Below are 26,481 nucleotides of genomic sequence, written 5' to 3' on the forward strand. Positions count from 1 at the left end.
AGTGATAATAATGACAGCCCCGGTTTCTGCTCATGAGAAAAAAGATTTTATTCGTTGGTTTTTAAATCATTATCAGTTGAAAAGAAGAGAGTCTGTCTGGATTTTAAATTATTTAATGAGTCATGACCAGCTGATGGAAAATGTACACTTTGTCGATGATGCTCAATATTGCCCGCGCGGCATGATTATGTCGGCACACTGTGTAGACAGCGCACCGTTTCGTTTTTTTAAAGACAATATTATGACAACCGATGCAGAAAAATCGTTTCATGATATACGTTTAAATAAAGAAGAAGACATTTTTATTGAATTGAAGTTTAACGGTGCCCCTCAGTCACATCAATACGCAGCTGTTCGGGAAGAAAATCCTTTTATACCAAAGCAGATGCGGTTAACAGAAAAAGAAAAAGAACTGGCCGAACAGTTTTTGAAATGGAGTGTATATGAGTTTCAGCGGGAGGGGCTTAATGAAAAAATTGATGCCGCGCTTGACCGTGGAGACAAAGAACAATTTATGCAGTTGACTGATCAATTAAATGAACTAGCAAAACACCTCAAAACGTCTGATAAATAAACAGGCGTTTTTCTTTTGCTATGCCCCGTACTCATGTTTGCAACAGCAGAAAAGAGAGTGTATGATAAAGGAAAACGACCCTTAGTAGGGATTTTGCTGTCTGTTAAAACGGGATGAAAAAAGAGGTGGAAAAATGAATTGGAACGGAAAAGATACAGCTCTTTTTGTACAGCAAAAAGAGTATATTGACACGGCTATTGTACCTGTTGTGCCGGCTGACTTTGGACCGGGCATGATTGGGGCAGCGGAACAGTATGAATTTATTCAACTGCTCGTCACATTTCTTGAAAAACAATTTAAAGGGCGTTTGCTCGTCACACCGCCGCATGCCTATTTGCCGGAGCGTGATGAAGTAGTAAGCGATGCTGCCGAGTGGACAGGAAGGCTAAAAAAGGCAGGATTTAAACATGTCTTCTTTTTCACATCGGATAGTAGATGGAGAGAATCGGAAGAGGAAACGGGTGCAGCTGTTATTTGGGTGCCATCGGTACCGCTTGGTGATATGGAAGACAGCGTGAAATATTCACTCATTGAAAATCAGGCGAAGCAAATTGTCAATATTATTGTGCAGAAATGGCAGGGAAGTGTATTATAATTCGAAAAATCGTCACAACCTAGTATCTGTTTTCATTCCTGATGTTATTGACCTGTTACGCTGGATAGATTATCATAATGATGTCCTAGTTTATGTTTATGCTCATACACGGTCCGTCGTGGGCGAAGCTTACTGTATAGAGGGGGGAAAAGAATGAGTAAAAAACAACCTGTATCAAGACGTCAGTTCCTAAACTACACACTAACGGGTGTAGGCGGTTTCATGGCAGCGGGCATGCTGATGCCAATGGTGCGTTTTGCTGTAGATCCAGTGCTGAAAGGAGAAGCAGCAGGCGACTACCATCCAACACAGCAAAAAGTATCTGAAATAAAGGATACGCCTGTACGCGTCGACTTTTCTTATGAGCAAACCGATGCATGGTACACATCTGAAGTAACGCATACCGCCTGGGTATACAAAAACAAAAAAGGCGAAATCGTTGCATTATCACCGGTGTGTAAACATCTTGGCTGCACAGTCAGCTGGGAAGGAAACGATCATAAAGATAAGTTTTTCTGTCCATGCCATAATGGCTTGTATGAAAAGAGTGGGAAAAACGTTCCAGGAACACCACCGCTTAAACCGCTTGATGTTTATCCAACAGCTGAAAAAGACGGCTTGCTGCAACTTGGCAAACCACAGGCAAACAACGTGTAAAGGAGGCGTAATAAATGCTTAATAAAATTTATGACTGGGTTGACGAACGTCTCGACATTACGCCAATGTGGCGTGATATTGCTGACCACGAAGTGCCTGAGCACGTAAACCCGGCCCATCATTTTTCGGCATTTGTATACTGTTTTGGCGGTCTGACATTTTTTGTCACTGTCATCCAGATTTTGTCGGGTATGTTTTTGACAATGTACTATGTGCCAGACATTAAAAATGCATGGGAATCTGTTTATTATTTACAAAATGAAGTTGCTTTTGGCGTAATTGTACGTGGTATGCATCACTGGGGTGCGAGTCTCGTTATCGTTATGATGTTTTTACATACACTGCGTGTATTCTTCCAAGGGGCGTATAAAAAACCACGTGAATTGAACTGGGTTGTCGGCGTGCTTATATTCTTCGTCATGCTCGGTCTTGGTTTCACAGGTTACTTGCTTCCTTGGGATATGAAAGCACTATTTGCAACAAAAGTAGGTATTGAGATTGCGGCTTCAACACCGCTGATCGGTCATGAACTGAAAGTATTGCTTGCGGGACACCCTGATATTATCGGTGCGCAAACGTTAACTCGTTTCTTTGCGATTCATGTATTCTTCTTGCCAGCGGCTCTTCTTGCTTTAATGGCAGGTCACTTTATCATGATCCGCAAACAAGGTATTACAGGACCGTTGTAAAAAATACGCTAACAGTTATTTTTTTGAAAAGAAGGAGGGGACACAATGCATCGTGGAAAAGGGATGAAGTTTGTCGGCGACTCACGTATACCGGCAGAACGCAAACCAAATATTCCAAAAGATTATTCGGAATATCCGGGCAAAACAGAAGCTTTCTGGCCAAACTTCCTTTTGAAGGAATGGATGGTCGGAGCCGTATTCCTAATTGGTTATCTGTGCTTAACCATCGCTCATCCATCACCGCTTGAGCGTGTAGCAGATCCGACAGATACAGGCTATCTTCCATTGCCTGACTGGTATTTCTTGTTTCTATATCAATTGCTTAAATACACATATGCTTCAGGTCCATACAACGTAATTGGTGGTTTTATTATTCCAGGTCTTGCATTCGGAGGCTTGATGCTCGCTCCGTTTATCGATCGTGGACCGAAACGCCGTCCGACGCAGCGTCCATTTGCGACAGGCTTTATGCTGCTATCACTTGCAGCGGTGATTTACCTTACTTGGGAATCCGTCGATGCTGTTGACTGGGAAGCAAAAGAAGCAATGGGAGAAATCGTCGAAGAAGCGGCCATTGATACAAATTCCGATGGATTCAAAATTTATCAAGAAAACGGTTGTATTAACTGTCATGGTGATACATTATCCGGAGGGGCAGCAGCTCCGTCGCTCGTTGGCACGGGATTAACACCTGAAGAAATTGCGGACATTGCGAAAAACGGTAAAGGTGGAATGCCTGCCGGAATGTATAAAGGCAATGAGGAAGATCTCGTTAAATTGTCTGAATTTATTTCAACACTTGAAGCAAAATAATCAAAAAGAAAGGACTGCCGGAATTGTTCGGCGGTCCTTTCTTTTTATGGAGGCTTGCCGATGCTGAACTTCTTTTTATCAAACCGCCCGTTTATATGGATGTTGTTTTTGATCAACTTAGGAGGAACTATTTACGGATACATATGGTATATGCCTCAGCTTGAGCAGACACCGACGATCTTTCTGCCATTTGTGCCGGATAGCCCGACAGCGAGTTTGTTTTTTACGATTGCCTTGTTTGGCTTGCTGATTGGCCGAGGATGGGGGCTTATGCAGGCGCTCGCTGTTATGACACTATTTAAATACGGGATATGGGCCGTTGTAATGAATCTATTGACATTAATTGTGACAGGGCACCTGTCGTGGCTTGGCTGGATGCTCGTCGCCTCTCATCTTGGTATGGCGATACAGGGATTATTATATGCACCTTTCTTTAAGGTGAAAGTCATTCATCTGGTGATTGCAGCTGTCTGGACTCTGCATAATGAAATCATTGATTATGTATATATGCAATATCCTACGTATTCACAGCTTCATTTGTACATCCAAGAGATTGGCTACTTTACATTCTGGCTAAGCATTGTATCGATTTTTGTTACGTGGTATATGTGTGTGAGATCAAGTCGGATAATCTGGTGATAAATCATCATCTTTTCTCCATACCGCTGCATATACTATGACATGTGGATGGGGGGATGGAGATGGATAAAATCATCGTCTTTATATGGAGTTTCCTTCTCGTATTTGTTCCGGTAAGCGGTGCTGAAGAGATGAACCCAAAAGAAAAAGAACATCTCATTCATGTAACGGCGCTGACCGGCGGTGTGATCATTTCAGCACTTGTATATACAGGAAGAAAAAAGTATAAAGGAATGAAAAAAGAAGAAGTAATGAAGCGTAAACATTGACGTACAGGGGAATAGATCGGTACAATAATAGTAACAAAATACGACATTACACATGGAGGTAGGCAGAAGTAAATGAGTTTTCTACTATACTTTGCGATCATCATTATTGTACCGATATGGGCACAAATTAAGGTGAAAAGTACGTATAAAAAATATTCACAAGTACCGGTTTCCACAGGCATTACGGGCGCACAAGCAGCAAGACGCATTCTGGATAGCAACGGATTGCAACAAGTGAATGTAGTGGAGACACGGGGACTTTTAAGTGATCATTATAATCCGATGACGAAAACGGTTCATTTGTCATCAAGTAACTTTCACGGTCATTCGATTGCTGGTGCTGCTGTCGCAGCGCATGAAGTGGGCCATGCTATTCAAGATAAAGAAGCGTATGCATTTCTTCGTTTCCGCCATGCACTTGTGCCAGTAGCAAATATTAGTTCAAATTTATCGTGGGTGTTTATTATGATCGGTATCTTTTCCACAATGACAAATATGCTGTTGCTGGGCATTGTGTTAATGGCGGCGGGTGTAGTGTTCCAATTGATCACATTGCCCGTAGAATTTAACGCATCAAATCGTGCGATGAATCACATTGTTTCATCCGGGATTATCCGCAATGATGAAGAGCGGGAAGCACGGAAAGTGTTGAATGCTGCTGCCATGACATACGTTGCTGCTGCTGCAGTGGCTGTACTTGAACTTGTCCGGTTGATTTTAATGTATACAGGAATGCAGCAAGAGGATTAATCAAGAGCACCAGAATCTTTACGGTTCCGGTGCTTTTATTATTGGATCGGCTGTTTGTTTTCATCAAGTGTAAACCCTTCGCCAAATACGTCATGAACGACTGTAACGGATACAAAGGCATGTGGATCAACCGCATGGATTACATTTTTTAATCGGACAATTTCATTTTTCCCGACGACACAGTAAAGGACATCGCGCGATTGTTTTGTATAGGAGCCATATCCTTTTAAAATGGTTACACCCCGATCCATCCGTTTGTTTATTTCAGTGGCAATCTCTTCATATTGGCTAGAAATAATCATGGCTCCGCGCGCTGCATACGCCCCATCTTGCATAAAGTCAATCACACGTGCACCAGTGAATACGGCGACAAGCGTATACATCGCTTCCCGATAATCAATGTAAGTGAGAAGAGAAGCAAGGATGACGCATGCATCAAAAATAAACATTGTTTTTCCCATGCTGATTTGCCGGTATTTATGCAAAAGCCTTGCGATAATATCGACGCCGCCGGTCGTGCCGCCATAGCGGAATGTAATACCAAGCCCAACGCCGATAAAAACACCGGCAAATAAAGCAGCAAGAAATAAATCGTCATGAAGAGGAATGTGAAACTGCCAGCGCTGAAAAATCCACAAAAAAAGCGAGACACTGACCGTGCCGATGAGTGTGTAATAAAAGGAGACACGTCCAAGCAGTTTCCATCCGATAAAAAAAAGCGGAATATTCAGCAAAAGGTTAGAATAGGCCGGATTAATATGAAAAAAGCTGTATAATAAAAGGGTAATACCTGTGAATCCGCCTTCTGCTAGATTGTTTTGCATGTTAAAATGAACGAGTCCGAATGAAAAAATAGCCGAACCCAGTAAAATAAATAAGATATTTTTGAAACGCATGCTAAACAACATAAAATCCCTCCTTTCTTTTAGTATAACGATAAGCAGAAAAAAATTGCACCGTGGGTTTATAATTAGTAACATAGGTAGAGAAAGTGGTGAATAAGATGGAAAAATCAATGCGAAGTATGCAAAAAGAAGTCGATGATTATATCGGCCAATTTAAAGAAGGTTATTTCAGTCCGCTCGCGATGATAGCACGTTTGACAGAAGAGTTGGGTGAGTTGGCTCGTGAAGTAAACCATTATTACGGGGAAAAGCCAAAAAAATCGACAGAAGAAGAAAAGACAATTGAAGAAGAACTGGGCGATGTTTTGTTTGTAGCGATATGTCTAGCAAATTCGCTCGATATCGACTTGCAGACAGCACACGACCGGGTTATGAATAAATTTCAGACGAGGGATAAAGATCGCTGGACGAGAATAGAGGAGGAACAACAATGAGCAGTATTCGTGTCATTATTGCGGGTCCACGAGGCCGCATGGGGGAAGAAGCAGTGAAAATGGTGTTGAACACACCAGAATTTGAACTAGTTGCAGCACTTGATCGGAAACACGGCGGTGAAACGTTATCTGATATTGGATTTAAAGGATCAGATGCACCGATTTATACAGATGTGCGTGATTGTTTTTCAGATCAAGCAGCCGATGTATTAATTGATCTGACAACGCCAGAATTTGGCTATATACATACGAAAGCAGCACTAGAGCATGGGATCCGGCCCGTTGTCGGGACAACAGGATTTACAGATGAACAGCTTCAGGAGCTAAAAGAGTTATCAGAATCAAAAGAGCTTGGCTGTATTATCGCGCCGAATTTTGCTATTGGTGCTGTACTAATGATGAAATTTTCACAATTGGCTGCAAAATATTTTGGTGACGTGGAAATCATTGAGTTGCATCATGATAAAAAATTAGATGCTCCATCCGGTACAGCGGTGAAAACAGCACAAATGATTAATGACGTGCGTGAACCAAAGAAGCAAGGCCACCCGCAAGAAAAAGAAACGATTCAAGGGGCACGTGGAGCTGAGATGAACGGAATGCACATTCATAGTGTACGTTTGCCTGGATTAATTGCTCATCAGCAAGTATTATTTGGGGCAGACGGTGAGACGCTCACCATCCGTCACGATTCATACAATCGGGTATCCTTTATGTCTGGGGTAAAAGTGTGCGTTGAAACGGTTATGAAAACAAAAACGCTTGTATACGGGCTTGAAAATATTCTTGATTAATGGAGGAGTTTTTTATGAACATTGCACTTATTGCACATGATAAAAAGAAAGAGGCTTTAATTGAGTTTGTGTCGCTTTATAAAGATGTATTTAGTATGCATTCGTTAGTCGCGACCGGTACGACCGGTACTAAAATTATGGAGGCAACGGGACTTACGGTACATCGTTTTCAATCAGGACCGCTCGGGGGCGATCAGGAAATTGGTGCTCGCGTTGCCCGCGGTGAAATCGATTTTGTATTTTTCTTTCGTGATCCGTTAACAGCACAGCCACATGAACCGGATGTAACAGCGCTCTTGCGTCTTTGCGATGTATATGCGGTTCCACTTGCGACAAACATTGGAACAGCGCGGGCAATCGTAAATGGCATTATAGCAGAGATGAGTGAGGGAACGGCGGTCGAATAAGATGAGACTCAACATTGGTGTAACATGCTATCCAACGGTCGGAGGCTCGGGCGTTGTGGCGACCGAGCTTGGAAAGCTGCTTGCAGAAAAGGGACACAATATTCATTTCATTACATCGGCTGTTCCATTCCGTCTAAACCGGATGTACCATAATATATTCTTTCATCAAGTAGACGTCAATCAATACTCCGTATTTCAATATCCACCATATGATATTGCACTTGCTAGTAAAATGGCGGACGTTATTGAAAGGGAAAAACTCGATATATTGCATGTTCATTATGCTATGCCGCATGCGGTTTGTGCTATTTTAGGAAAACAAATGGCAAAATCAAATGTGAAAATTGTGACGACCCTGCATGGAACGGATATTACGGTACTCGGATCAGATTCATCGCTCACGCAAGCGATTAAATTTGGCATTGAACAGTCTGATGCCGTTACGGCTGTATCTCATTCACTTGTAAGCCAAACAAAGGAACTGATTGCGCCAGAGAAAAGCATTGAAACGGTGTACAACTTTATTGATGAGCGGGTCTACCGTCCAATGGAATCCATTTATCATTTGAAAAAAGAGTATGGTATTGAAGACGATGAAAAAGTCATTATTCATGTGTCAAACTTTCGGCCAGTAAAGCGGGTTACAGATGTTGTCAATGTATTCGCCCGTATTGCGGAGTGTATGCCTGCGAAACTTCTTCTTGTCGGAGATGGTCCTGAGATGACAATCGTCTGCCGGCTTGTTGAAGCACTTGGACTGGAAGGACGTGTCCTCTATCTTGGCAAACAGGATAATGTAGCAGAACTGTATGCAATTAGTGACTTGAAGCTGCTTTTGTCTGAAAAAGAAAGCTTTGGTCTCGTTGCACTTGAAGCGATGGCATGCGGTGTACCGTGTATCGGAACAGATGTGGGCGGGATTCCGGAAGTGATTGAAGATGGAATAAACGGTTTCGTCTGTCCAGTAGGCGACATTGAAGCGATCAGTGAGGCAGCCATAACACTGTTGATGGATCAATGGATGTATGAAAAAATGAAAAATCAAGCTATTGAAACGGTAAAAACACGTTTTCATTCAGCTGACATTGTAGAACAATATGAACGGGTGTATAATCGTCTGTTAAAGGAGAATGATCATGATTGACCATCCCTCTTTTAAAGAAGCAGTCCCCATCTTGAAGGCACTTGAAGCGGCTGGTTATGAAGCGTCTTTTGTGGGTGGTGCCGTTCGGGATTTTTTCTTAAATAGACCAGTTCATGATGTAGATATTGCAACCTCCGCCACACCAGAGGAAGTTAAAACTGTCTTCGCGTATACAGTAGATGTAGGGATTGAACACGGCACTGTTCTTATTTTGCTTAATGATCAACGTTTTGAAGTAACTACATTCCGTACAGAATCCATGTACAGTGATTTTAGAAGACCGGACGAGGTCCAGTTTGTCCGGTCGCTGCAGGAAGATTTAAAGCGCCGTGATTTTACAATGAATGCGATGGCGATGACGTTAGATGGGCAGTTAATCGATCCATTTAATGGACAGCAAGACTTGAATAATCAAATGATTCGGACTGTCGGCAAGGCATCAGAACGGTTCTCAGAGGATGCACTCCGTATGATGCGAGCCGCCCGATTTGTCAGTCAGCTTTCATTCGAACTTGATTCGGACACGAGGCGGGCAATAAAAGAATATGCGCCGCTTTTGTCGCATATTGCCGTCGAACGAAAATTAAATGAAATGGATAAGCTATTCACAGGCATAGCGAAAGAAAAAGGATTATCTGTCCTCATCGAGACAGGCCTTTTTCTATTTCTGCCGGGTCTTTCTAGTCAAAAAAAAGTACTTGAACAAATAGCCAAAAGCCCATTAAAGTCCTTGGATACAGATCAAATGTGGCTGCTGATTGCTTATGAAATAACAGATAAATATATAAACGAGTTTTTGCGTAGCTGGCGTATGTCAGCAAAACGGATTAAACGAATTGAAAAAGGTGTACGTATATTAAGAAAAGTCCGTGCAGAAGGATGGGATGATATTCTGTTGTACGAGGCACAGCTTGAAACAGCCATTGACTGTGCTGAAGTAGAGGCAGTGCTTGACAGAAGTGAATCAAAGTCTCCCTATGTCATTTCCCGCTGGCACGCCCTGCCGATCAAAGAGAGAAATGCACTGGATGTCACAGGTTCTGATTTAATGGAATGGAGCGGAAAACAACGTGGCATTTGGATTAAAGAATGTCTCATATCCTCTGAAAAAGCAGTTGTGAATCGTAAAATCGAAAACAAGAAAGAACAGATAAAGGAGTGGTTGCGGTCGTGCAATCTTCTGTAAAGCATACGTTGCTTGAAGCTTTTTCAAAAGCGGACGGTAAATTCGTATCCGGACAAGCACTTGCTGATATGATCGGTTGTTCACGCACAGCTGTGTGGAAACATATTGAATCACTCCGCCAGGAAGGATTCGAACTCGAAGTGGTGCGGAAAAAAGGGTATCGTATTACGTCTAAGCCAGATAAAGTAAGTGAAAATGAATTGCTGATCGGGCTTGAAACGAACCGTTTGGGCAAGCGGATTGTTTTTAAAGAAAGCGTAGAATCAACGCAAAAAGAAGCACACCAAATTGCAGAGGAAGCAGAAGAAGGCACCCTCATCATTGCAGAAGAGCAAACAGCGGGACGTGGACGAATGGCACGTCCATGGCAGTCACCTAAATATACAGGCATTTGGATGAGCCTAATTTTAAAACCGGAACTGCCTCCCTTTAAAGCACCACAGTTTACGCTTATTACGGCAGTCGCTGTTACAGAAGCCATTCGTGAAGCAACAGGTATCACGCCAACCATTAAATGGCCGAATGATCTGTTATTAAATGGGAAAAAGGTGACAGGTATTTTAACCGAACTGCAGGCGGACTCTGACCATATCCGCTCCATTATTATCGGCATTGGTGTAAATGTAAATCAGCGTGAATTTCCGAAAGAACTGGCTGATATTGCCACCTCGATTGCCATTGAAAAAGGAGAAACGGTCTCTCGGGCACAAATTGTTCAAGCAATCATGAAAAATTTGGAAACCTATTACGATGAATATATGACGAATGGATTTAGTCTTATTAAAGAGAAGTGGGAGACGTATGCCATTTCAATCGGACGCTCCATTATTGCACGTACCGTCACGGGGACAATCCGTGGGAAAGCGCTTGGTATTACGGAGGAAGGCGTTTTGAAATTGGAGGATAAAAATGGAGTCATTCATGATATTTATTCGGCTGATATTGAAATGGAAGAGTAAATTATCATGGTCAAAGAGTACATACCCTGTTATAATGGTCTTAAATCAGGCGGTATCAAAGTGAGCTGCACCGGTTAAATAAGTGAAAATAGCATATTACTAAGACATATACTGCCTTGATCCATGTGGACAGGGACAGAGGGTCGAAACATTCAAACCGTATGGAACGGGGTCCTTCTGCTTTTTGGTGAGGACCCTTTTTATATTGTTTCGTCTCCTCTTATTTAAAAGGAGGACGAACGGATGAAAAAAACAGTGGATTTTATTCAAATGAAAGCAAACAACGAAAACATTGCGATGGTCACCGCATATGATTTTCCATCAGCAAAACATGCACAATCAGGTGGAGCAGATGTTGTTCTTGTCGGTGATTCATTAGGGATGACCGTTCTTGGCTATAAGTCAACCGTGTCAGTGACGCTTGATGATATGATTCATCATACGAAAGCAGTAAAGCGTGGTGCATCTAATACATTTATTATTACGGATATGCCATTTATGACGTATCATGTAAATAGAGAAGAAACGATGAAAGCGGCAGGAAAACTGATTCAAGAAGCAGGAGCAGATGCAGTAAAAGTAGAAGGAGCCGGTGATATTGTCGACCGCGTCCGTGAGTTAACGGCCGCAGGAGTACCGGTTTGTCCCCATCTAGGCTTAACACCTCAGTCTGTCGGGGTAATGGGTGGTTATAAAGTACAAGGAAAAACAGCTGAAGCCGCCCGTCGTCTTCTTACTGATGCGAAAGCGATGGAACAGGCAGGTGCATTTATGCTGGTGCTTGAATGTGTACCGCATCAAGTGGCTGAATCAGTCTCAAAAGCATTGCGGATACCTGTTATTGGCATCGGTGCAGGCGCCAAAACAGATGGTCAGGTTCTTGTTTATCACGATTTAATGCGCTACGGTGTGGATCGCACAGCAAAGTTCGTGAAAAGCTATGCGGATTTTGACAATCAAGGTGTACAGGCTATTCAGTCGTACGTGTCAGATGTAAAATCCGGCATTTTCCCGGCTGCTGAACATGAGTTTACGATGAATGAAGAGGAACTTGATCAGCTGTACGGAGGTATGAAATCATGAAGGTAATCTCGGCAGTGGCACAAATAAAAGACATCGTCCATATGGAAAAAAAGAAGGGAAAGACGATCGGCTTTGTTCCAACAATGGGATTTTTGCATGAAGGCCATATCACATTGGCGAAACAGGCACGAAAGGAAAATGATGTTGTCATCATGTCTATTTTCGTCAATCCGCTTCAATTTGGTCCAAATGAAGATTATGAGCGGTATCCGCGTGATCCAAAACGAGATACGGTCCTTGCGGAAAAGGCTGGTGTTGATTACTTATTTATGCCGTCTGTGAATGACATGTATCCAGATGAACCGGCTGTCGTGCTTACTGTGAAAAAACGGACGAATGCATTATGCGGATTAAAACGAGAAGGGCATTTTGATGGCGTGGCCACCGTTGTTTTAAAGCTGTTTCATTTGACAGAGCCAGACAAGGCATACTTTGGCAAAAAAGATGCACAGCAGCTTGCGGTTATTTATGGTTTAGTCGATACCTTGAATGTACCTGTTACCATTGTTGGAGTTGAGACAGTCCGAGAAGACGATGGACTTGCCAAAAGCTCACGTAATGTATATTTGCTGCCGGAAGAACGTGAAAAAGCGCCCGCTATTTACAAAGCTCTGTCTCATGTGAGAGAGGCAATTGAAGCCGGTGAAATACATGTGAACCGTTTAAAAGAACAAGCAACGGCCTATTTACATGGTCATTCAGGCGCGGAAGTAGAATATGTAGAAATTCTTTCGTACCCGGAGCTTGAACCGATACGTGAAACAGAGGGCACAATTATTATAGCGACAGCTGTTCAATATAAAAAAGCCCGGTTAATTGATAATGCCATCTTAACTGTGAAAGGAAGAACGTCATGTTTCGAACAATGATGAACGGTAAAATTCACCGTGCGACGGTGACAGAAGCAAATTTAAACTATGTCGGCAGCATTACGATTGATGAAGATTTACTGGATGCAGCCGGTATGATGGCAAATGAAAAAGTGCAAATCGTGAATAACAATAATGGTGCACGTCTCGAAACATATATTATTCCAGGTGAGCGCGGAAGTGGCGTAATTTGTTTAAATGGAGCAGCAGCGCGCCTTGTGCAGCCAGGGGATACGGTCATTATTATTTCGTATGTAATGGTTGCAGAGGAAAAAGTGAAGGATCATAAACCAAACGTGCTGATTATGAATGAAAAAAATCAGATTGCGAATATGCTGCATCAAGAGCCAGCCGCAACCATTATGTAACCTTTTATTTTAGACCGCTGCGCGTGCAGTGGTCTTTTTTTATGGTAAACTGAAGAGGAATTTACTAAAAGGTGTGTTTGCCGTGATCAATGATTTACGATTTGTGGTGGCTGATTTTGAAACGACCGGTCATTCTTATGCAAGTGGAGGCCGTATTATGCAGGCGGCATTTGTTGCCATTGAAAAAGGAATAATAACAGAACAATATGATACATATTTAAACCCAGAAGCACCGATTCCCCCGTTTATTCAAGAATTAACAGGGATCGATGAGCAGACAGTAAAAGATGCATCACCATTTTCAGCCAAAGCGAGTCTTTTTAATGAGTGGATCAATAGGTCTGTTTTTGTCGCACATAATGTCACATTTGATTTAACATTTTTGAATAATGAGTTTGCTGCCGCCGGTTATCCTTCATTTGAAGGGCTTGTAATCGATACGGTGGAACTTTCAAAAATCGTTCTGCCGACATCCGACAGCTATAAGCTTAGTGATTTATCTGAACAGTTTCAGCTGAATCACGGGCAGCCGCATCGTGCTGACAGCGATGCGTACGCGACAGCACAGCTTTTTTTGCAGTTAATGGAGCGGCTGGAGCAATTGCCGCTTGTCACGATTGAACAGCTTGCAAAACTGGCAGTCGGGCTGAAAAGTGATATTCACGTCCTGCTTACGCGTATTGCCATGCAGAAAAAAAAGCGTATTGAAACGCTGCCTTCAGAATGGACAGTATACAGGGGCCTTGCTCTCCGGAAAAAAGAACGGCCCGTGAAGCGGGAAGCGAATAAGTCGATTGCATTTCCGGAAGAAATGGAGGCAAAGTGGACCTTGTTAGCAGGAGCGCCTGGTATGAAGCGCCGTCCCGGTCAGATGGAGATGATGGCAGCGGTACAAAAGTCGCTTGAAAGCGGCATTCATACAGTCATTGAAGCAGGCACTGGAACAGGGAAGTCACTCGCTTACCTTTTGCCGAGCGTGTATAAAAGCAGGCAATCGGGCAAGCCGGTCATCATTTCAACGTATACAGTTTTATTGCAGCATCAGCTTCTTGAGCACGAGCTAAAGAAAGTCCAGAGGATGCTTCCATTTGATGTGAGTACAGCCGTATTAAAAGGAAAACGTCATTATCTGGACTTATCGCGCTTTGTGCGCGTGTTAAAAGAACGTGAGACGAATTACGACCGGACGATCGCAAAAATGCAAATTCTCGTCTGGCTGCTTGAAACGATGACAGGAGACGGCGATGAATTGAATTTGTCTTCAGGCGGACTTCTTCTTTGGGAAGAAGTGTGCCAGGCGGATGATTATATGAATAAAGCGAAACAGGCATGGCGTGCACATGACTTTTTTATATATGCAAAAGAGGTGGCGGCAAATGCCGATATTATTGTCACAAATCATTCGTTTTTAATTGCTGATATGAAAGCAGAGCGCCCGCTTTTACCGGACAATGGGCACGTGATTATCGATGAAGCACATCAGTTTGAAAAAGCAGCACGTGAACGACTTGGAAAAGAGCTCTCACTTTCGCAATTAAAATTTTTACTTGGAAAAATAGGCATGTCCGATGAGAAGCGGTTGCTTTATCAAGTAGAACGAATAGAGAAAAAGCATCTATCGGCGCCTTCTTCGATTGAATTGATGAAGCGGATGTCATCTGTTGTAACGGAAGCGGAAGAGTGGTTTGCCTTGATAGGGGCTTTCTTTGGACAAAAGACGAAATGGATGGCACAATCCAAAAGACAGCTGGCAATTGATGAAGAGAAACGTCAAACGGCCGAATGGCAGCAAATCGAATGGGGAGCAGAACGTGTATATAAAGATCTTTCGTTGTTCATTGAAGAATTAACGAAAAGAATAGCCCCTATTGAACAAATTCGCGGACAGCTGCCTGCACGTGATGAGTTGTTTGTCGATGATGCAGCGGCACTGCGGGAGCGATGCCGCCAATGGAATGAATGTTTATTTGAACTTATATTCCGGCCGGATGATCGTGAAGTTGTCTGGATGGAAGGTGACGTACGATCATTATTAAATACATTGACCATACGCACACAGCCTGTTTACGCAGGAGCGCTTATTAACCATTATTTGCTTGAACGTAAACATGTCGTGTTTACATCAGCAACGTTGACTGTTGAAAATTCATTTCAATTTTTTGCACATCAAATAGGTTTGTCTGCATTTTCTTATGATAAATATGTGTTCAAATCGCCTTTTAATTATGCCGATCAATGCCGCATCGTGATTCCAAATGATGTCCCGGAAGTAAAAGAGGTAGACAATGCAGCCTATGCGGCTGCAGTGGCCAATTATATTATCGCGGCAGCAGAAGCAGCAGGTGGACGAATGCTCGTCTTGTTTACGTCATTTGATATTTTGAAAAAAACGCATGATTATATACGAGAAACAGACTTGCTGGCAGACTACGCGGTTATTGCACAGGGCATTACAAACGGAAGTGTCACGCGCTTGACGAAAAATTTTCGTCAGTATGATAAAGCCATTTTGCTTGGAACCGGCGCTTTTTGGGAAGGGATCGATATTCCAGGTGAAGATCTATCTGTTTTGTTTATCGTTAGACTCCCTTTTGCACCGCCGGATGATCCATTTGTAGCGGCTAAAAGCAAGCAATTAAAAGAGGAAGGGAAAAATCCATTTTCCGCATATTCACTTCCACAGGCGATTATCCGCTTTCGGCAAGGATTCGGACGGTTGATTCGCACGCAGTCTGATCGCGGGGTTGCGGTCATCTTTGACCGGCGTATCATATCAAGCAGATATGGAAAATCTTTTTTAGAGTCGCTTTCGGATATCCCGGCTTTGGAGGAAGATATCTACGGTACAATAGAGCTCATTGAAAAGTGGCTTCCAAATGAAAAATAGTTGCATGAAGAGTGGATATTCCTGCTATAATGCCAACAGGAGGGGTTATAATGGAGTCGAAAATTGATGTACTGTCGACCGTAACCGTTGAAAATAGCGGTGATTTATATAAGCTTGTCGACACGTTAAATAGAACACTGAAGCGTGAAAATTTAATGTTTGGTCTAGCGCTTGATGCAGAAGACGAAACGAAAGCGGTTTTCACCATTTATAGAACGTAAGAAGCGATGGATAAACGAACGAATTTTAAAAAATGGGTGTTAATAATCGGTTTTATTATGCTTGCTCTTGCGCTAACAATTGGAATCATGTATAATAATGCACAAAAACCGTATAAAAAAGAAAAAGCGACCGCTGTACAGGCAATAAAAGAAAAAGCCGCTCTTACAGAAGTGGAAAAGGTGTATCTATATAATAGCAAAAATGTTTTTTATACGGCGACAGGGAAAGATGAAAACGGCAAAAAAGTCGCAGTGTGGCTAGCGCGAGATAGCAAGTCAGAACCGATTATTAAATCACTTGATACAGGTGTAACGGAAAAAGAAGCGCGTGCTCTCTTCAAGAAGGAAGCGGGCAATGTGAAGATTCTTTCGCTTACACTTGGCATGGAGAAAGAAACCCCTATCTGGTTATTTACATTTGAAAATGAAAAAGGCAATTTGAATTACTACTATTTATCGTTTGCGAATGGAAAATGGTGGAAAAAAATCGAAAATATATAATAGAATGGAGAATTTAAATGGATGTACAATTAGCAGAACGTGTTAAAGCACTCACCCCATCAGCGACACTTGCCATTACAGCGAAAGCGAAAGAAATGAAAGCGCAAGGAATCGATATCATCGGTCTTGGTGCGGGCGAACCGGATTTTAATACGCCAGATCATATTATTGAAGCAGCCTATGCTTCATTGAAAGATGGACAAACAAAATATACACCGGCGGGCGGCCTTGCAGAACTGAAAGATGCGATCATTAGCAAATTTAAAGAAGATCAAGGCATTACATATAAACCAAATGAAATCATTGTGACAACAGGTGCAAAACACGCGCTTTACAACCTGTTCCAGGTTATTTTAAATGAAGGCGATGAAGTCATTATTCCAACACCATACTGGGTTAGCTATCCAGAACAAGTAAAGCTCGCAGATGGTGTGCCAGTGTACGTAGACGGCAAAGAATCAAATGATTTCAAAGTGACGCCTGAACAATTAGAAGCAGCGATTACAGATAAAACGAAAGCAGTGATCATTAACTCGCCATCAAATCCAACAGGCATGCTTTACACAGCGGATGAATTAAAAGCTCTTGGTGAAGTTGCACTGCGTAAAAATATTTGGATCGTATCTGATGAAATTTATGAAAAATTAGTATATGGCGGCAACAAACACATTTCAATTGCAGAATTGTCTCCGGAGTTAAAAGAGCAGACGATTATTATTAATGGTGTGTCAAAATCGCATTCTATGACAGGATGGCGTATTGGGTATGCAGCGGGTAATGCAAAGGTCATTAAAGCGATGACGGACCTTGCAAGCCATTCTACATCAAATCCGACAACAACATCCCAATATGGTGCCATTGCGGCTTACACAGATACGCAAGCGCCGGTTGAAGAGATGAAAAAAGCATTTGAAGAGCGTTTAAACATTATTCATGAAAAATTAATAGCTATTCCAGGTGTTACATGCTTGAAACCACAGGGTGCATTTTACTTGTATCCGAATGTAGCAGAAGCAGCTACATTGACGGGCCATGAAAGTGTAGATGACTTTGTTACGGCTCTTCTTGAAGAAGCAAATGTAGCGGTCGTACCAGGAAGCGGATTCGGAACGCCTGAAAACATTCGTCTATCCTATGCAACATCACTTGAATTGCTTGAAAAAGCAACACAACGCATTGCCGATTATGTTAATAATAATAAAAAAGGCTAATCTTACTAGTAAAGCTGTCCACAAGGGCGGCTTTTCTTTTTATGTATCTGCTAGTATAATATGAAACAATGCCAGTGAAAAAGTTTTGAGGTGGAATAGAAAATGAAAGAAAAAGAGATCGTAATGAGCTGGATGGAAAATGGGATGACAAGTATACCGAACGTTCTTCTCCAAAACTATAAACGGCTGCAAATCGATGAAAAAGAGATGATGGTGCTGTTGCACATTTATTCGTTTACTCAAAGAGGCATATTATTTCCAAGCTTTGAAGACCTTGCGGAACGGATGACGATTTCGTCTTCTGATTGTGCTGCTTGTGTAAAAAAAATGATACAGAAGCAAGTGGTGGCCATTGAACAAGGGGATCAGACTGGATATGAATTTTATTCGTTAAAACCGCTTTGGTACAAGATTGCTGCCCTTTTTGAATCGGATGCACGCGGCCAATCATTACAACAAGCGATGACAGAAGAGAAAGATTTATATAGCTTATTTGAAGAAGAATTTGGCCGGCCCCTTTCAGCGATTGAATGTGAAACGCTGGCACTTTGGATTGATCAGGATCAACATGATCCGTCCGTCATTAAAGCGGCTCTTCGTGAAGCAGTGATGTCAATGAAGCTGAATTTCCGCTATATGGACCGCATTTTATTTGAGTGGAAAAAGCAAGGCATTAAAACAGTAGATCAAGCGCGAGAGCAAGGACGGAAATTTCGTAAGCCAACTGGAACAGAGCAGGTAAGACGTTCTGAAAATGCCGTTCCATTTTACAATTGGCTTGAGCAGTAAGGAGAATGTAATATGCTGACTAGAAAAGAAATTCGCCGCTGTCTTGATACGTTTGGCGAGATGTTTCCCGATGCGCATTGCGAATTGAACCATGCCAATCCGTTTGAACTTGTCATCGCGGTTCTATTATCGGCACAATGTACAGATGTGCTCGTCAACAAAGTGACGAAAAGGTTATTTGAAAAATACAAAACGCCAGAAGATTATATAGAAGTACCGCTCGAAGAACTAGAACAGGACATTCGCTCGATCGGCTTGTATCGAAACAAGGCAAAAAATATTCAAAAATTGTCGCATCTAATTATAAACGAGTGGAACGGGATTGTTCCAAAAACACAAGATGAACTTGTAAAACTTCCAGGTGTTGGCCGCAAAACAGCAAATGTAGTGGCGTCTGTTGCATTCGGTGTACCGGCCATCGCGGTGGACACACATGTGGAACGTATTTCCAAGCGGTTAGGGTTTTGCCGCTGGAAAGATAACGTGACGGAAGTAGAAGCAACATTGATGAAGAAAATTCCGATGGATGAATGGTCCGTCACGCATCACCGGATGATCTTCTTTGGACGTTATCATTGTAAAGCACAGTCCCCGAACTGTCCGGAATGCCCGCTATTAGATTTATGCCGGGAAGGGAAAAAACGAATGAAGCAGAAGATTGTATGAGGGATCTCATTCTAATACCGCCTGGGCTTCGCTTCTTTTCAGATGAACAGCACGCACCAGTTCCAAAAACGCTTGATCAATATCCTTATTTTTTATATGAATTAACCGGCGAAAAAAAACCGTGGCTAAAAGAGCAGCGGGGGCTGCCAGAGTTGCTGCCGATATGGGAACATCTAATAGCTGCTGTAGAGGAAAAACACCGACTGCGCCAAAAAGATACGCACGAAGAGACGAGCGCTCTGCTGGCTCTTTTTTTCATGGCGCTGTTTTGGATAAATGGATCGCCGGCAGCCCCTGTTTTCTGGAAGCAAAGAGAAGCGGAGTTTGGCATAAAACCGATTAATTTTCGCGAACGATTTCAATTTATTGTTGCCGGGCCCTGCACCTACCCGGCGTTTCGACAGTTGATCGAACTGATGTCTGAGCTGCAGAAAGCGGCAGCAGTAAACGCCATTCGTAAACGATAAAAAAGCGTCTATACGGAGCATATGCTCCATATAGACGCTTTTGTTTTTTATTCTGTTGCTTCGGTTTCTCCACTGCTGTTGCTTTGGGTTTGGGTACTGCCACTATTGTTTCCATTGCCATTGTTTCCGGAGTTCCCATTGCCGTTGTTAGTAGGTATGTCCGGTTCTGGTACTGGTATTGGCTCTGGTTCTGGCTCTGGTACTGGTACTGGTTCTGGCTCTGGTTCTGGTACTGGTTCTGGTACTGGTTCTGGCTCCGGTACTGGATTAGGCGTTGGTTCCGGCTCTGGTACTGGTTCCGGTTCTTCCGCTTGGCCGCCTGGAATGGTTACGGATGTAGAAGCAGAGTCCACGCTTTGACCATTGACAAGTGCTGTCACCGTAATTGAGTAGGTCTGACCTGGCTGCCCGCCGCCAAATACGGTAGAGAATCCGCCAATCGATTGCGTTTCCGATCCGTTCGTTACGCTAAATGAAGCGCCGCTGCCGCTAAATGACCAAGAGACAGAAATATTGCCGCCCGCGTCAGCTGAAGCACTTAATCCGGTCACTTCACCTGATGGTGTCTCTTCCTCTTGCTCTTGTTCTTCTTCGTCTTCTTCCTCTTCCGGTTCTTTTTCTTTCACCGGTTTCGCTGTCCGCTTCGGCTGTTCGCCGCGTACAAACAACTCATAGACTTTATTGCTGTCCGATATACCATTTCCAGCAATTTGGGCTGGATTGGACCCATTTACAATAGCCAGTTCAACGACGCTGTCCGGTTTTTCAAAATCTTCTGTTTCTATATCGGATGATACTTCCGTCATTAACTGTTTAAACAATTCTTTTGCAATTTGCTGGCTTTCTTTTGATAAATATTCTGTTCGATTTTCATATCCGGTCCAGATGGCTGCTGTATAATTCGTCGTGTAGCCAACAAACCAAGCATCCGGCGATCCGCTGGATGGGATATCATACTTTGCTAGTTCATCTGCCGTATAGTTTGTTGTTCCTGTTTTACCGGCAACAGGGAGACCGGGAATATTCGCTGCTCTTCCGGTACCATGGTCCACAACGTCTTTTAGCATATCTGAAATCATGTAGGCTGTGTAATCACTCATGGCTGATTCCGATTTAAATTCGCTTTTAATTTCTGTTCCATCAGGAAGCGTAATTTTTGTAACGGTATGCGGCTCATTGTACGTACCGCCATTGCCAAACGCAGCATAGGCACCTGCCATTTGCAGGGGAGAGATCGCATCTTCGCCGTCATTGGCACCGATCGCATATGATTCATATTCATTTTTCATATCAATGCCGAGTCCTGATAGGAATTTATATGAATCTTCAAATCCGACTTCTTTCAGCGTACGAACCGCCGGCGTATTTTTTGATCGCACAAGTGCTTCGCGCATCGTCATCATGCCAGCGTACGAACCGCCGGCGTTTCCAACAGATGGTCCGCCATTGGAATAATTGAGCGGGCTGTCCTCAATTTGTTCATACGTCGACCATTTCAAGTATTCAATTGCAGGCCCGTAATTAATGAGTGGTTTAATAACAGAGCCCGACTGGCGCTGAGAATCAACCGCATAGTTCCAGCCGCGTTCTACTTCCTGTTTACGGCCGCCGCCAATGGCCCGAATTTCCCCAGACTGTGTATCTGTCAGGGCAATTCCTGCTTGGAACAAATCACTTGGATAATCAATGAATTCATCACTATTTAACAATTTATCCATGTACATTTGCGCATCTTTATCAAGCGTGGTTTCAATGGTTAAGCCGTCTGAATAGGCGTTGTAGCCCATTTCCTCAACTTCTTCTACAACTAGATCAATGTAAGAGTTATATTCTTTTGCCACCTCTGATTTGTTCACGGGTTCAATTAAGGAATCAGTGATGTCTTGTTGCTGTGCCTCGTCCATTTCTGATTGTGTAATTTTATCGTGCTGATGCATAAGGGAAAGAACAATGTCTTTTCGTTTTTCTGCATTTTCTGGATGCTCATTGGCATTGTAATTATTTGGACTTTGTGGGATTCCGGCAATATAAGCGGCTTCCTGCAAAGTCAACTCACTTAACTCTTTACCAAAAAAGTAATCAGCGGCAGCTTTAATGCCATTTATTCCTTTAGACATATACACTTTATTTACATACATTTCAAAAATTTCTTCTTTTGAATAGGCTTCTTCAAGTTTATAAGCAAGCCATGCTTCCTGCGCTTTACGTTTTAACGTTTTATCATAATCCAAGTATGACATTTTCACGACTTGTTGGGTGATTGTACTTGCACCCTGTGAGCCAAAGCCCTCTGTCACATTTTTCACAACGGCACCGGCAAGGCGGATCGGGTCTATCCCTTTATGTTCAAAGAAACGAATGTCTTCTGTTGCTAAAATTGCATCGCGCATAAGCGCAGGGATATCTTCATAAGTGACGTAATCGCGCCGTTCTGAGCCTACATTCGTGATAAGATCCCCATTCATGTCATTAATTTTCGATGAAATTGGATCACGAAGCAATGCATCATCCAGTTCCGGTGCATCCTTTACAAAATAAGCAAACAATCCTGCGCCTCCTGCAAGTGTTAAAAAGACGAGCAGTAAGAGTGCAAGTAAAATACGTTTAATAACCGACTGCTTTTTATTAGCAGGTGTCTTTTTCTGTTTCGGTGCTTTGCTTGAACGAGCCGGTTTTTTTCGTTGCTTGTTCCTCTTTTCGATTCTCGATGTGTATTCATCAGACATGTGTCTTATTTCCTCGCTTTCAAAAGTTAAAAATAAATGCTTTCGACCGCATCCAAATAAGGAATTCGGGGCGATAATCCAAGCTTGAGAGACGTACCGAATGTGAGGAGTTCTTTTTTTGTAATCGATTTTCGTCCGCCCTCAATCATTCGGCACCAGAACGTATACAGCGCTTGAAATGGCAGAAAAAAGAGCTCGTCCAATTGGGAAAAGCGAATGATGACAAATGCAATGCCCCCGTGCGACTCTACCTGTTTCATATGGCTGATTTGATGTTCGTGAAAGTTTTTGAGCGGAAAAGAAGATGCAATTCTCGTTTCTTTCGCTTCAAAATCAATATACTTTCCTTTATATACCCCGTTATAGTCCGTTGTGGATGCCTGTCTGAAATAAGCTTCCTTAATGACAGCTGCACTTCGAGCTGGATAATCGACGCGGACAATTTGGATGGGGACAGGTTTTTTGTGAATGACCGCGATCCCGCGATTTAAATAATACGAATTCGTCGTATTAATATCCTCTTCAAGCGTCATGCCCCGATTGCTGAAGGTCGTGTCTTTCACTGTTGTTTCAGCTTGATTTAGATGAGCCGGATACGTATGTTTTTTGCCATTTGGGTAGCGGATAGCCATTTTTTTCCCTCCTCCTGAATCCATACATATTATACCACATGAATGAGCAAATGGCCTGTTTGGAAAGCCTTATTGCTTTTTTACCATTAACATTGAATAATCCTTCTCATTCGGCTACTATAATAATGACTGGGTATATGTAGAAGAAAGCTAATCTACTTCTGAAATATTTGTCGAAATTCTTCTTTCTTTGCCAAGACACAACTTGTTTTGTCGACAAGGAAGGGATTACAAAGGGAAAATCGAATATCTATCCTTATCACAGCAAAGGGGTGGAGACGATCATGACAAAAGAAGAATGGATGGAACGGTTAGCTGAGATTGAACAACAGACGCTGGAGCTGGAAAGACTCGTATACACAAAAGTAGCAGCTGAACGGCACCAACAGTTATTCGGACTGCGCGTGAAAAAAGAACGCATTCAAAACAGGCTTTTGCTTGTGGAAGAAGGCGCCCGCTTTTTATGTGGCGAACCGGACGTACCTTCTTTCATGTCTACGTTAAAACCGGCGGCAGGATCAATGTAAACGAAACGGGGTAGTGGGCAGTGCAGTTGATTGAACAGACGGAAACACTTCAAGCGCTTATCCATAAAGCAAAATCAATTTATGAAGAGCGGAGAGAAACCAAAGAGACAGCTGATTTTTTCGGTGTTGTGAAGCCATTTGCCGATGAAATGGACAAGGTGGCGGATACATGGGAACAATCTGCTCTCGAATGGCTGAAAACAAATCCGCAAAAATATATACATGCGGCTCAAGTGACGCAAACAGCGGATAATGCACGCCGAGTCGGTGCATACGCCCATTTTTTTGAAACGGGCAAAGCGAAATTTATTCAATCAGCAGATTCCGCGTTATACGTGCTGGAATCGCTTGAAAAAATAGTAAAACGAGATGGAGCGCTATAAGGCGTTCTTTTTTTTGCTTTCAAAAAGAGCGTTTGTTCGTTAAACTAGCATAGGAAGAAAGGTGTGAAGAACGGTGAAGAAGAAAACACTTTCACAATTAATTGCTGAATTGCGAAACAATGAACAAATTATAAATTGGCATGAGATTGAACCGGAAGAAGCGAAAACGAAACCGCTCCCAGAAATGGTTGACGAGCGTATTCGAAAAGCTCTCTGGCAAAGAGGGATCGGGGAGTTATATACGCATCAATATTCCGCATTTGAGTCGGTTATGCACGGTGAAAATATTGTGGCAGTGACACCGACTGCTTCAGGTAAAACACTATGTTACAATTTGCCTGTTCTGCAATCGATCGCTGAAAATGAGGCGAACCGGGCACTGTATATTTTTCCAACAAAGGCTCTTGCTCAAGATCAGAAAAGTGAATTAAATGAAATGATCAGTGAAATGGGTATTGATATTAAAAGTTTCACATATGACGGAGATACATCGCCCGCGATCAGACAGAAGGTGCGAAAAGCGGGTCATATCGTGATTACGAATCCGGACATGCTTCATTCGGCCATCTTGCCAAACCATACGAAATGGGTGCATTTATTTGAAAACTTAAAATACATCGTAATCGATGAACTACATACGTACCGTGGTGTCTTTGGCAGCCATGTGGCAAATGTAATCCGGCGACTATTGCGGATTTGCGCTTTTTATGGGAGCAGTCCACTTTTTATTTGTACATCGGCGACAATTGCAAATCCGCAAGAACTGGCGGAACAGCTGACAGGTAATCCGATGAGGCTGATCGATAATAACGGGGCGCCAAGAGGGAGAAAGCATTTTGTTTTTTATAATCCTCCAATCATCAACGAGCCGCTTAATATTCGAAAGAGTGCTACGGTTGAAGTAAACAATATGGCAAAAGAATTTTTGAAAAATAAAATTCAAACGATTATATTTGCAAGAAGCCGGGTGAGGGTGGAGGTTATTTTAAGCCATATTCAAGAACTGGTCAAAAAAGAGCTGGGACCGAAGACAATTCGGGGATACCGCGGCGGTTATTTGCCGAATGAACGCCGGGCGATTGAAAAAGGGCTGCGCGACGGAGAAATTTTGGGCGTTGTCAGCACAAACGCACTGGAGCTTGGTGTTGATATCGGGCAGCTGCAAGTATGTGTGATGACAGGGTATCCAGGAAGCATTGCAAGCACATGGCAACAGGCCGGGCGAGCTGGTAGAAGGCACGGTGAAGCGCTCATTATTATGGTAGCAAGTTCTGCACCGATCGATCAATACGTTGTTCAACATCCGGACTACTTTTTTGACCGTTCACCTGAATCTGCACGGATTAATCCGGAGAATTTGATTATTCTTGTAGATCATTTAAAATGCGCCGCCTATGAATTGCCTTTTAAAGAAGAGGAAAAATTCGGACCGGCCGAAGTTCATGAGATCCTTGAATATTTGCAGGAAGAGCGGGTACTTCACTACAATGGGGGCAAATATCATTGGGCACATGAATCCTTTCCTGCAACGAATATTAGCTTACGATCGGCCTCTCAGGAAAATGTAGTAATTGTGGATCAATCGGATGTGGCAAACGTGAAAATTATCGGTGAAATGGATCGGTTTAGTGCCATGACGCTTTTACATGATGAAGCTATTTATTTACATGAAGGTGTGCAATTTCAAGTTGAAAAGCTGGATTGGGCCAATAAAAAGGCGTACGTTCGGAAAGTGGACGTGGAATATTATACAGATGCGAATCTAGCTGTTCAGCTAAAGGTGCTGGAAATTGATCAATCGAAAGAGCGGGAGAAGACAGCTATCCATTATGGGGATGTAACTGTGAATGCACTTCCGACGATTTTTAAAAAAATCAAGCTATCGACATTCGAAAATATAGGATCAGGACCGATTTCACTGCCAGAAGAAGAGCTGCATACAAGTGCAGCCTGGCTAGAATTAAAAAAGATCAGTCCAGAATTAACAGAAAAGACCCTTGAACAATTGCTGATTGGGATTGCGAATGTGCTGAATCATATTGTACCCATCCATACGATGTGTGATCGGAATGATATTCACGTTGTCTCGCAAATAAAAGCAACCCATACAGGATTTCCAACCATTTTCTTGTATGATCATTATCCGGGCGGAATTGGTCTTGCTGAAGATGTGTATAAGAGATTCGATGAAGTGAAAGCTGCTGCAAAAGATTTAATTGAAAAATGTCCATGTCAGAACGGGTGTCCATCTTGCATTGGCATGGAAATCGAAGGAATGAATGCAAAACGAAAAAGCATTCAATTAATTGACCAATTTTAAGAAAGGAGTACGGACG

At 42.7% G+C, this 26,481-nt stretch carries 30 protein-coding genes; 27 read left to right on the forward strand and 3 right to left on the reverse strand.

Annotated elements, in window-relative coordinates; genetic code table 11:
- Positions 1-10: 10 nt before the first annotated feature.
- From ACZYRN_RS02350 to ACZYRN_RS02385, 8 genes are all read left to right on the forward strand, one after another.
- The gene (locus ACZYRN_RS02350) at positions 11-574 is read left to right on the forward strand and encodes a ReoY family proteolytic degradation factor (protein ID WP_488909885.1); all 564 of its coding nucleotides are present in this window, start codon (positions 11-13) and stop codon (positions 572-574) included.
- 133 nt (positions 575-707) lie between these two features.
- Positions 708-1,169, forward strand: coding sequence for a YpiF family protein (locus tag ACZYRN_RS02355; protein ID WP_488909886.1), 462 nt, complete (start codon positions 708-710; stop codon positions 1,167-1,169).
- 153 nt (positions 1,170-1,322) lie between these two features.
- A complete protein-coding gene (locus tag ACZYRN_RS02360) occupies positions 1,323-1,826 on the forward strand; it encodes a Rieske (2Fe-2S) protein (RefSeq protein ID WP_488909887.1) in 504 nt (167 codons plus the stop codon).
- 14 nt (positions 1,827-1,840) lie between these two features.
- Positions 1,841-2,515, forward strand: a complete 675-nt coding sequence (gene qcrB / locus ACZYRN_RS02365; RefSeq protein ID WP_488909888.1) for a menaquinol-cytochrome c reductase cytochrome b subunit — start codon at positions 1,841-1,843, stop codon at positions 2,513-2,515.
- 45 nt (positions 2,516-2,560) lie between these two features.
- Positions 2,561-3,328 carry a c-type cytochrome gene (locus tag ACZYRN_RS02370; RefSeq protein ID WP_488909889.1) on the forward strand — a complete coding sequence of 256 codons (768 nt, stop codon included), beginning with the start codon at positions 2,561-2,563 and terminating at the stop codon, positions 3,326-3,328.
- A gap of 60 nt (positions 3,329-3,388) precedes the next feature.
- Positions 3,389-3,967 carry a lipoprotein heptaprenylglyceryl N-acetyltransferase LhaT gene (gene lhaT, locus ACZYRN_RS02375; RefSeq protein ID WP_488909890.1) on the forward strand — a complete coding sequence of 193 codons (579 nt, stop codon included), beginning with the start codon at positions 3,389-3,391 and terminating at the stop codon, positions 3,965-3,967.
- 62 nt (positions 3,968-4,029) lie between these two features.
- The gene (locus tag ACZYRN_RS02380; RefSeq protein ID WP_488909891.1) at positions 4,030-4,236 is read left to right on the forward strand and encodes a sporulation protein YpjB; all 207 of its coding nucleotides are present in this window, start codon (positions 4,030-4,032) and stop codon (positions 4,234-4,236) included.
- A 72-nt stretch (positions 4,237-4,308) separates the two neighbouring features.
- On the forward strand, positions 4,309-4,986 hold the full coding sequence (locus ACZYRN_RS02385) for a zinc metallopeptidase (protein WP_488909892.1): 678 nt from the start codon (positions 4,309-4,311) through the stop codon (positions 4,984-4,986).
- Positions 4,987-5,024: 38 nt separating this feature from the next.
- Here the strand turns inward: ACZYRN_RS02385 and ACZYRN_RS02390 are convergent, their stop codons facing one another.
- A complete protein-coding gene (locus tag ACZYRN_RS02390; protein ID WP_488909893.1) occupies positions 5,025-5,894 on the reverse strand; it encodes a YitT family protein in 870 nt (289 codons plus the stop codon).
- 95 nt (positions 5,895-5,989) lie between these two features.
- Here ACZYRN_RS02390 and ACZYRN_RS02395 point away from each other — a divergent pair, with 95 nt between their 5' ends.
- From ACZYRN_RS02395 to ACZYRN_RS02470, 16 genes are all read left to right on the forward strand, one after another.
- Complete coding sequence (locus ACZYRN_RS02395) at positions 5,990-6,325, forward strand: nucleotide pyrophosphohydrolase (RefSeq protein ID WP_488909894.1); 336 nt, start codon at positions 5,990-5,992, stop codon at positions 6,323-6,325.
- On the forward strand, positions 6,322-7,119 hold the full coding sequence (gene dapB / locus ACZYRN_RS02400) for a 4-hydroxy-tetrahydrodipicolinate reductase (RefSeq protein ID WP_488909895.1): 798 nt from the start codon (positions 6,322-6,324) through the stop codon (positions 7,117-7,119). Before ACZYRN_RS02395 ends, dapB begins: the two co-directional genes overlap by 4 nt.
- A gap of 14 nt (positions 7,120-7,133) precedes the next feature.
- Positions 7,134-7,526 carry a methylglyoxal synthase gene (mgsA, locus tag ACZYRN_RS02405; protein WP_488909896.1) on the forward strand — a complete coding sequence of 131 codons (393 nt, stop codon included), beginning with the start codon at positions 7,134-7,136 and terminating at the stop codon, positions 7,524-7,526.
- 1 nt (position 7,527) lies between these two features.
- A complete protein-coding gene (gene bshA, locus ACZYRN_RS02410) occupies positions 7,528-8,670 on the forward strand; it encodes an N-acetyl-alpha-D-glucosaminyl L-malate synthase BshA (protein ID WP_488909897.1) in 1,143 nt (380 codons plus the stop codon).
- Positions 8,663-9,856, forward strand: coding sequence for a CCA tRNA nucleotidyltransferase (locus ACZYRN_RS02415; RefSeq protein ID WP_488909898.1), 1,194 nt, complete (start codon positions 8,663-8,665; stop codon positions 9,854-9,856). Before bshA ends, ACZYRN_RS02415 begins: the two co-directional genes overlap by 8 nt.
- Positions 9,841-10,815: a biotin--[acetyl-CoA-carboxylase] ligase gene (locus ACZYRN_RS02420; RefSeq protein ID WP_488909899.1), complete on the forward strand. Its 975-nt coding sequence runs from the start codon at positions 9,841-9,843 to the stop codon at positions 10,813-10,815. Before ACZYRN_RS02415 ends, ACZYRN_RS02420 begins: the two co-directional genes overlap by 16 nt.
- A 243-nt stretch (positions 10,816-11,058) precedes the next feature.
- Entirely contained in the window at positions 11,059-11,898 is an 840-nt protein-coding gene (gene panB, locus ACZYRN_RS02425; RefSeq protein WP_488909900.1) for a 3-methyl-2-oxobutanoate hydroxymethyltransferase, read from the forward strand.
- Positions 11,895-12,767 (forward strand): pantoate--beta-alanine ligase, encoded by an 873-nt coding sequence (panC, locus tag ACZYRN_RS02430; RefSeq protein WP_488909901.1) that lies wholly within the window; start codon positions 11,895-11,897, stop codon positions 12,765-12,767. The genes panB and panC overlap by 4 nt, the downstream gene beginning before the upstream one ends.
- Positions 12,752-13,135: an aspartate 1-decarboxylase gene (gene panD, locus ACZYRN_RS02435; protein ID WP_488909902.1), complete on the forward strand. Its 384-nt coding sequence runs from the start codon at positions 12,752-12,754 to the stop codon at positions 13,133-13,135. The genes panC and panD overlap by 16 nt, the downstream gene beginning before the upstream one ends.
- 82 nt (positions 13,136-13,217) lie before the next feature.
- Positions 13,218-16,022, forward strand: a complete 2,805-nt coding sequence (gene dinG / locus ACZYRN_RS02440) for an ATP-dependent DNA helicase DinG (RefSeq protein ID WP_488909903.1) — start codon at positions 13,218-13,220, stop codon at positions 16,020-16,022.
- Between the two features lie 50 nt (positions 16,023-16,072).
- The gene (locus ACZYRN_RS02445; RefSeq protein ID WP_018393762.1) at positions 16,073-16,243 is read left to right on the forward strand and encodes a YpmA family protein; all 171 of its coding nucleotides are present in this window, start codon (positions 16,073-16,075) and stop codon (positions 16,241-16,243) included.
- Between the two features lie 6 nt (positions 16,244-16,249).
- Positions 16,250-16,744 carry a cell wall elongation regulator TseB-like domain-containing protein gene (locus tag ACZYRN_RS02450; RefSeq protein ID WP_488909904.1) on the forward strand — a complete coding sequence of 165 codons (495 nt, stop codon included), beginning with the start codon at positions 16,250-16,252 and terminating at the stop codon, positions 16,742-16,744.
- Between the two features lie 17 nt (positions 16,745-16,761).
- A complete protein-coding gene (locus ACZYRN_RS02455; RefSeq protein WP_488909905.1) occupies positions 16,762-17,955 on the forward strand; it encodes a pyridoxal phosphate-dependent aminotransferase in 1,194 nt (397 codons plus the stop codon).
- A 102-nt stretch (positions 17,956-18,057) separates the two neighbouring features.
- Entirely contained in the window at positions 18,058-18,744 is a 687-nt protein-coding gene (locus tag ACZYRN_RS02460) for a DnaD domain-containing protein (protein WP_488909906.1), read from the forward strand.
- 12 nt (positions 18,745-18,756) lie between these two features.
- Positions 18,757-19,410 carry an endonuclease III gene (gene nth, locus ACZYRN_RS02465; RefSeq protein WP_488909907.1) on the forward strand — a complete coding sequence of 218 codons (654 nt, stop codon included), beginning with the start codon at positions 18,757-18,759 and terminating at the stop codon, positions 19,408-19,410.
- Positions 19,407-19,877, forward strand: a complete 471-nt coding sequence (locus tag ACZYRN_RS02470) for a YpoC family protein (protein ID WP_488909908.1) — start codon at positions 19,407-19,409, stop codon at positions 19,875-19,877. Before nth ends, ACZYRN_RS02470 begins: the two co-directional genes overlap by 4 nt.
- Before the next feature lie 47 nt (positions 19,878-19,924).
- Here the strand turns inward: ACZYRN_RS02470 and ACZYRN_RS02475 are convergent, their stop codons facing one another.
- On the reverse strand, positions 19,925-22,603 hold the full coding sequence (locus tag ACZYRN_RS02475; protein WP_488909909.1) for a transglycosylase domain-containing protein: 2,679 nt from the start codon (positions 22,601-22,603) through the stop codon (positions 19,925-19,927).
- A 26-nt stretch (positions 22,604-22,629) separates the two neighbouring features.
- Positions 22,630-23,235 carry a Holliday junction resolvase RecU gene (recU, locus tag ACZYRN_RS02480; RefSeq protein WP_488909910.1) on the reverse strand — a complete coding sequence of 202 codons (606 nt, stop codon included), beginning with the start codon at positions 23,233-23,235 and terminating at the stop codon, positions 22,630-22,632.
- A gap of 284 nt (positions 23,236-23,519) precedes the next feature.
- On the opposite strand from recU, the gene ACZYRN_RS02485 reads away from it, so the two are divergent.
- The 3 genes from ACZYRN_RS02485 (at position 23,520) to ACZYRN_RS02495 (ending at position 26,465) form a co-directional block, all read left to right on the forward strand.
- Positions 23,520-23,762 (forward strand): hypothetical protein, encoded by a 243-nt coding sequence (locus ACZYRN_RS02485; RefSeq protein ID WP_488909911.1) that lies wholly within the window; start codon positions 23,520-23,522, stop codon positions 23,760-23,762.
- Positions 23,763-23,782: 20 nt separating this feature from the next.
- Entirely contained in the window at positions 23,783-24,145 is a 363-nt protein-coding gene (locus ACZYRN_RS02490; protein ID WP_488909912.1) for a DUF1798 family protein, read from the forward strand.
- Between the two features lie 73 nt (positions 24,146-24,218).
- On the forward strand, positions 24,219-26,465 hold the full coding sequence (locus tag ACZYRN_RS02495) for a DEAD/DEAH box helicase (RefSeq protein ID WP_488909913.1): 2,247 nt from the start codon (positions 24,219-24,221) through the stop codon (positions 26,463-26,465).
- The last annotated feature ends 16 nt before the right edge of the window (positions 26,466-26,481 follow it).

This window comes from Domibacillus sp. F004 (assembly GCF_057814295.1).

What these genes read in the sequence shown, in the direction of transcription:
- ACZYRN_RS02385 (WP_488909892.1), top strand. Translation starts at nt 4,309, where the DNA reads ATGAGTTTTCTACTATACTTTGCGATCATCATTATTGTACCGATATGG.
- recU (WP_488909910.1), bottom strand. Translation starts at nt 23,235, where the DNA reads ATGGCTATCCGCTACCCAAATGGCAAAAAACATACGTATCCGGCTCAT.
- bshA (WP_488909897.1), top strand. Translation starts at nt 7,528, where the DNA reads ATGAGACTCAACATTGGTGTAACATGCTATCCAACGGTCGGAGGCTCG.
- ACZYRN_RS02445 (WP_018393762.1), top strand. Translation starts at nt 16,073, where the DNA reads ATGGAGTCGAAAATTGATGTACTGTCGACCGTAACCGTTGAAAATAGC.
- ACZYRN_RS02460 (WP_488909906.1), top strand. Translation starts at nt 18,058, where the DNA reads ATGAAAGAAAAAGAGATCGTAATGAGCTGGATGGAAAATGGGATGACA.
- ACZYRN_RS02390 (WP_488909893.1), bottom strand. Translation starts at nt 5,894, where the DNA reads ATGTTGTTTAGCATGCGTTTCAAAAATATCTTATTTATTTTACTGGGT.
- ACZYRN_RS02350 (WP_488909885.1), top strand. Translation starts at nt 11, where the DNA reads ATGACAGCCCCGGTTTCTGCTCATGAGAAAAAAGATTTTATTCGTTGG.
- ACZYRN_RS02355 (WP_488909886.1), top strand. Translation starts at nt 708, where the DNA reads ATGAATTGGAACGGAAAAGATACAGCTCTTTTTGTACAGCAAAAAGAG.
- panD (WP_488909902.1), top strand. Translation starts at nt 12,752, where the DNA reads ATGTTTCGAACAATGATGAACGGTAAAATTCACCGTGCGACGGTGACA.
- ACZYRN_RS02360 (WP_488909887.1), top strand. Translation starts at nt 1,323, where the DNA reads ATGAGTAAAAAACAACCTGTATCAAGACGTCAGTTCCTAAACTACACA.
- nth (WP_488909907.1), top strand. Translation starts at nt 18,757, where the DNA reads ATGCTGACTAGAAAAGAAATTCGCCGCTGTCTTGATACGTTTGGCGAG.
- lhaT (WP_488909890.1), top strand. Translation starts at nt 3,389, where the DNA reads ATGCTGAACTTCTTTTTATCAAACCGCCCGTTTATATGGATGTTGTTT.
- qcrB (WP_488909888.1), top strand. Translation starts at nt 1,841, where the DNA reads ATGCTTAATAAAATTTATGACTGGGTTGACGAACGTCTCGACATTACG.
- ACZYRN_RS02415 (WP_488909898.1), top strand. Translation starts at nt 8,663, where the DNA reads ATGATTGACCATCCCTCTTTTAAAGAAGCAGTCCCCATCTTGAAGGCA.
- panC (WP_488909901.1), top strand. Translation starts at nt 11,895, where the DNA reads ATGAAGGTAATCTCGGCAGTGGCACAAATAAAAGACATCGTCCATATG.
- ACZYRN_RS02380 (WP_488909891.1), top strand. Translation starts at nt 4,030, where the DNA reads ATGGATAAAATCATCGTCTTTATATGGAGTTTCCTTCTCGTATTTGTT.
- ACZYRN_RS02485 (WP_488909911.1), top strand. Translation starts at nt 23,520, where the DNA reads ATGACAAAAGAAGAATGGATGGAACGGTTAGCTGAGATTGAACAACAG.
- ACZYRN_RS02370 (WP_488909889.1), top strand. Translation starts at nt 2,561, where the DNA reads ATGCATCGTGGAAAAGGGATGAAGTTTGTCGGCGACTCACGTATACCG.
- ACZYRN_RS02455 (WP_488909905.1), top strand. Translation starts at nt 16,762, where the DNA reads ATGGATGTACAATTAGCAGAACGTGTTAAAGCACTCACCCCATCAGCG.
- ACZYRN_RS02475 (WP_488909909.1), bottom strand. Translation starts at nt 22,603, where the DNA reads ATGTCTGATGAATACACATCGAGAATCGAAAAGAGGAACAAGCAACGA.
- ACZYRN_RS02450 (WP_488909904.1), top strand. Translation starts at nt 16,250, where the DNA reads ATGGATAAACGAACGAATTTTAAAAAATGGGTGTTAATAATCGGTTTT.
- panB (WP_488909900.1), top strand. Translation starts at nt 11,059, where the DNA reads ATGAAAAAAACAGTGGATTTTATTCAAATGAAAGCAAACAACGAAAAC.
- dapB (WP_488909895.1), top strand. Translation starts at nt 6,322, where the DNA reads ATGAGCAGTATTCGTGTCATTATTGCGGGTCCACGAGGCCGCATGGGG.
- ACZYRN_RS02395 (WP_488909894.1), top strand. Translation starts at nt 5,990, where the DNA reads ATGGAAAAATCAATGCGAAGTATGCAAAAAGAAGTCGATGATTATATC.
- mgsA (WP_488909896.1), top strand. Translation starts at nt 7,134, where the DNA reads ATGAACATTGCACTTATTGCACATGATAAAAAGAAAGAGGCTTTAATT.
- ACZYRN_RS02470 (WP_488909908.1), top strand. Translation starts at nt 19,407, where the DNA reads ATGAGGGATCTCATTCTAATACCGCCTGGGCTTCGCTTCTTTTCAGAT.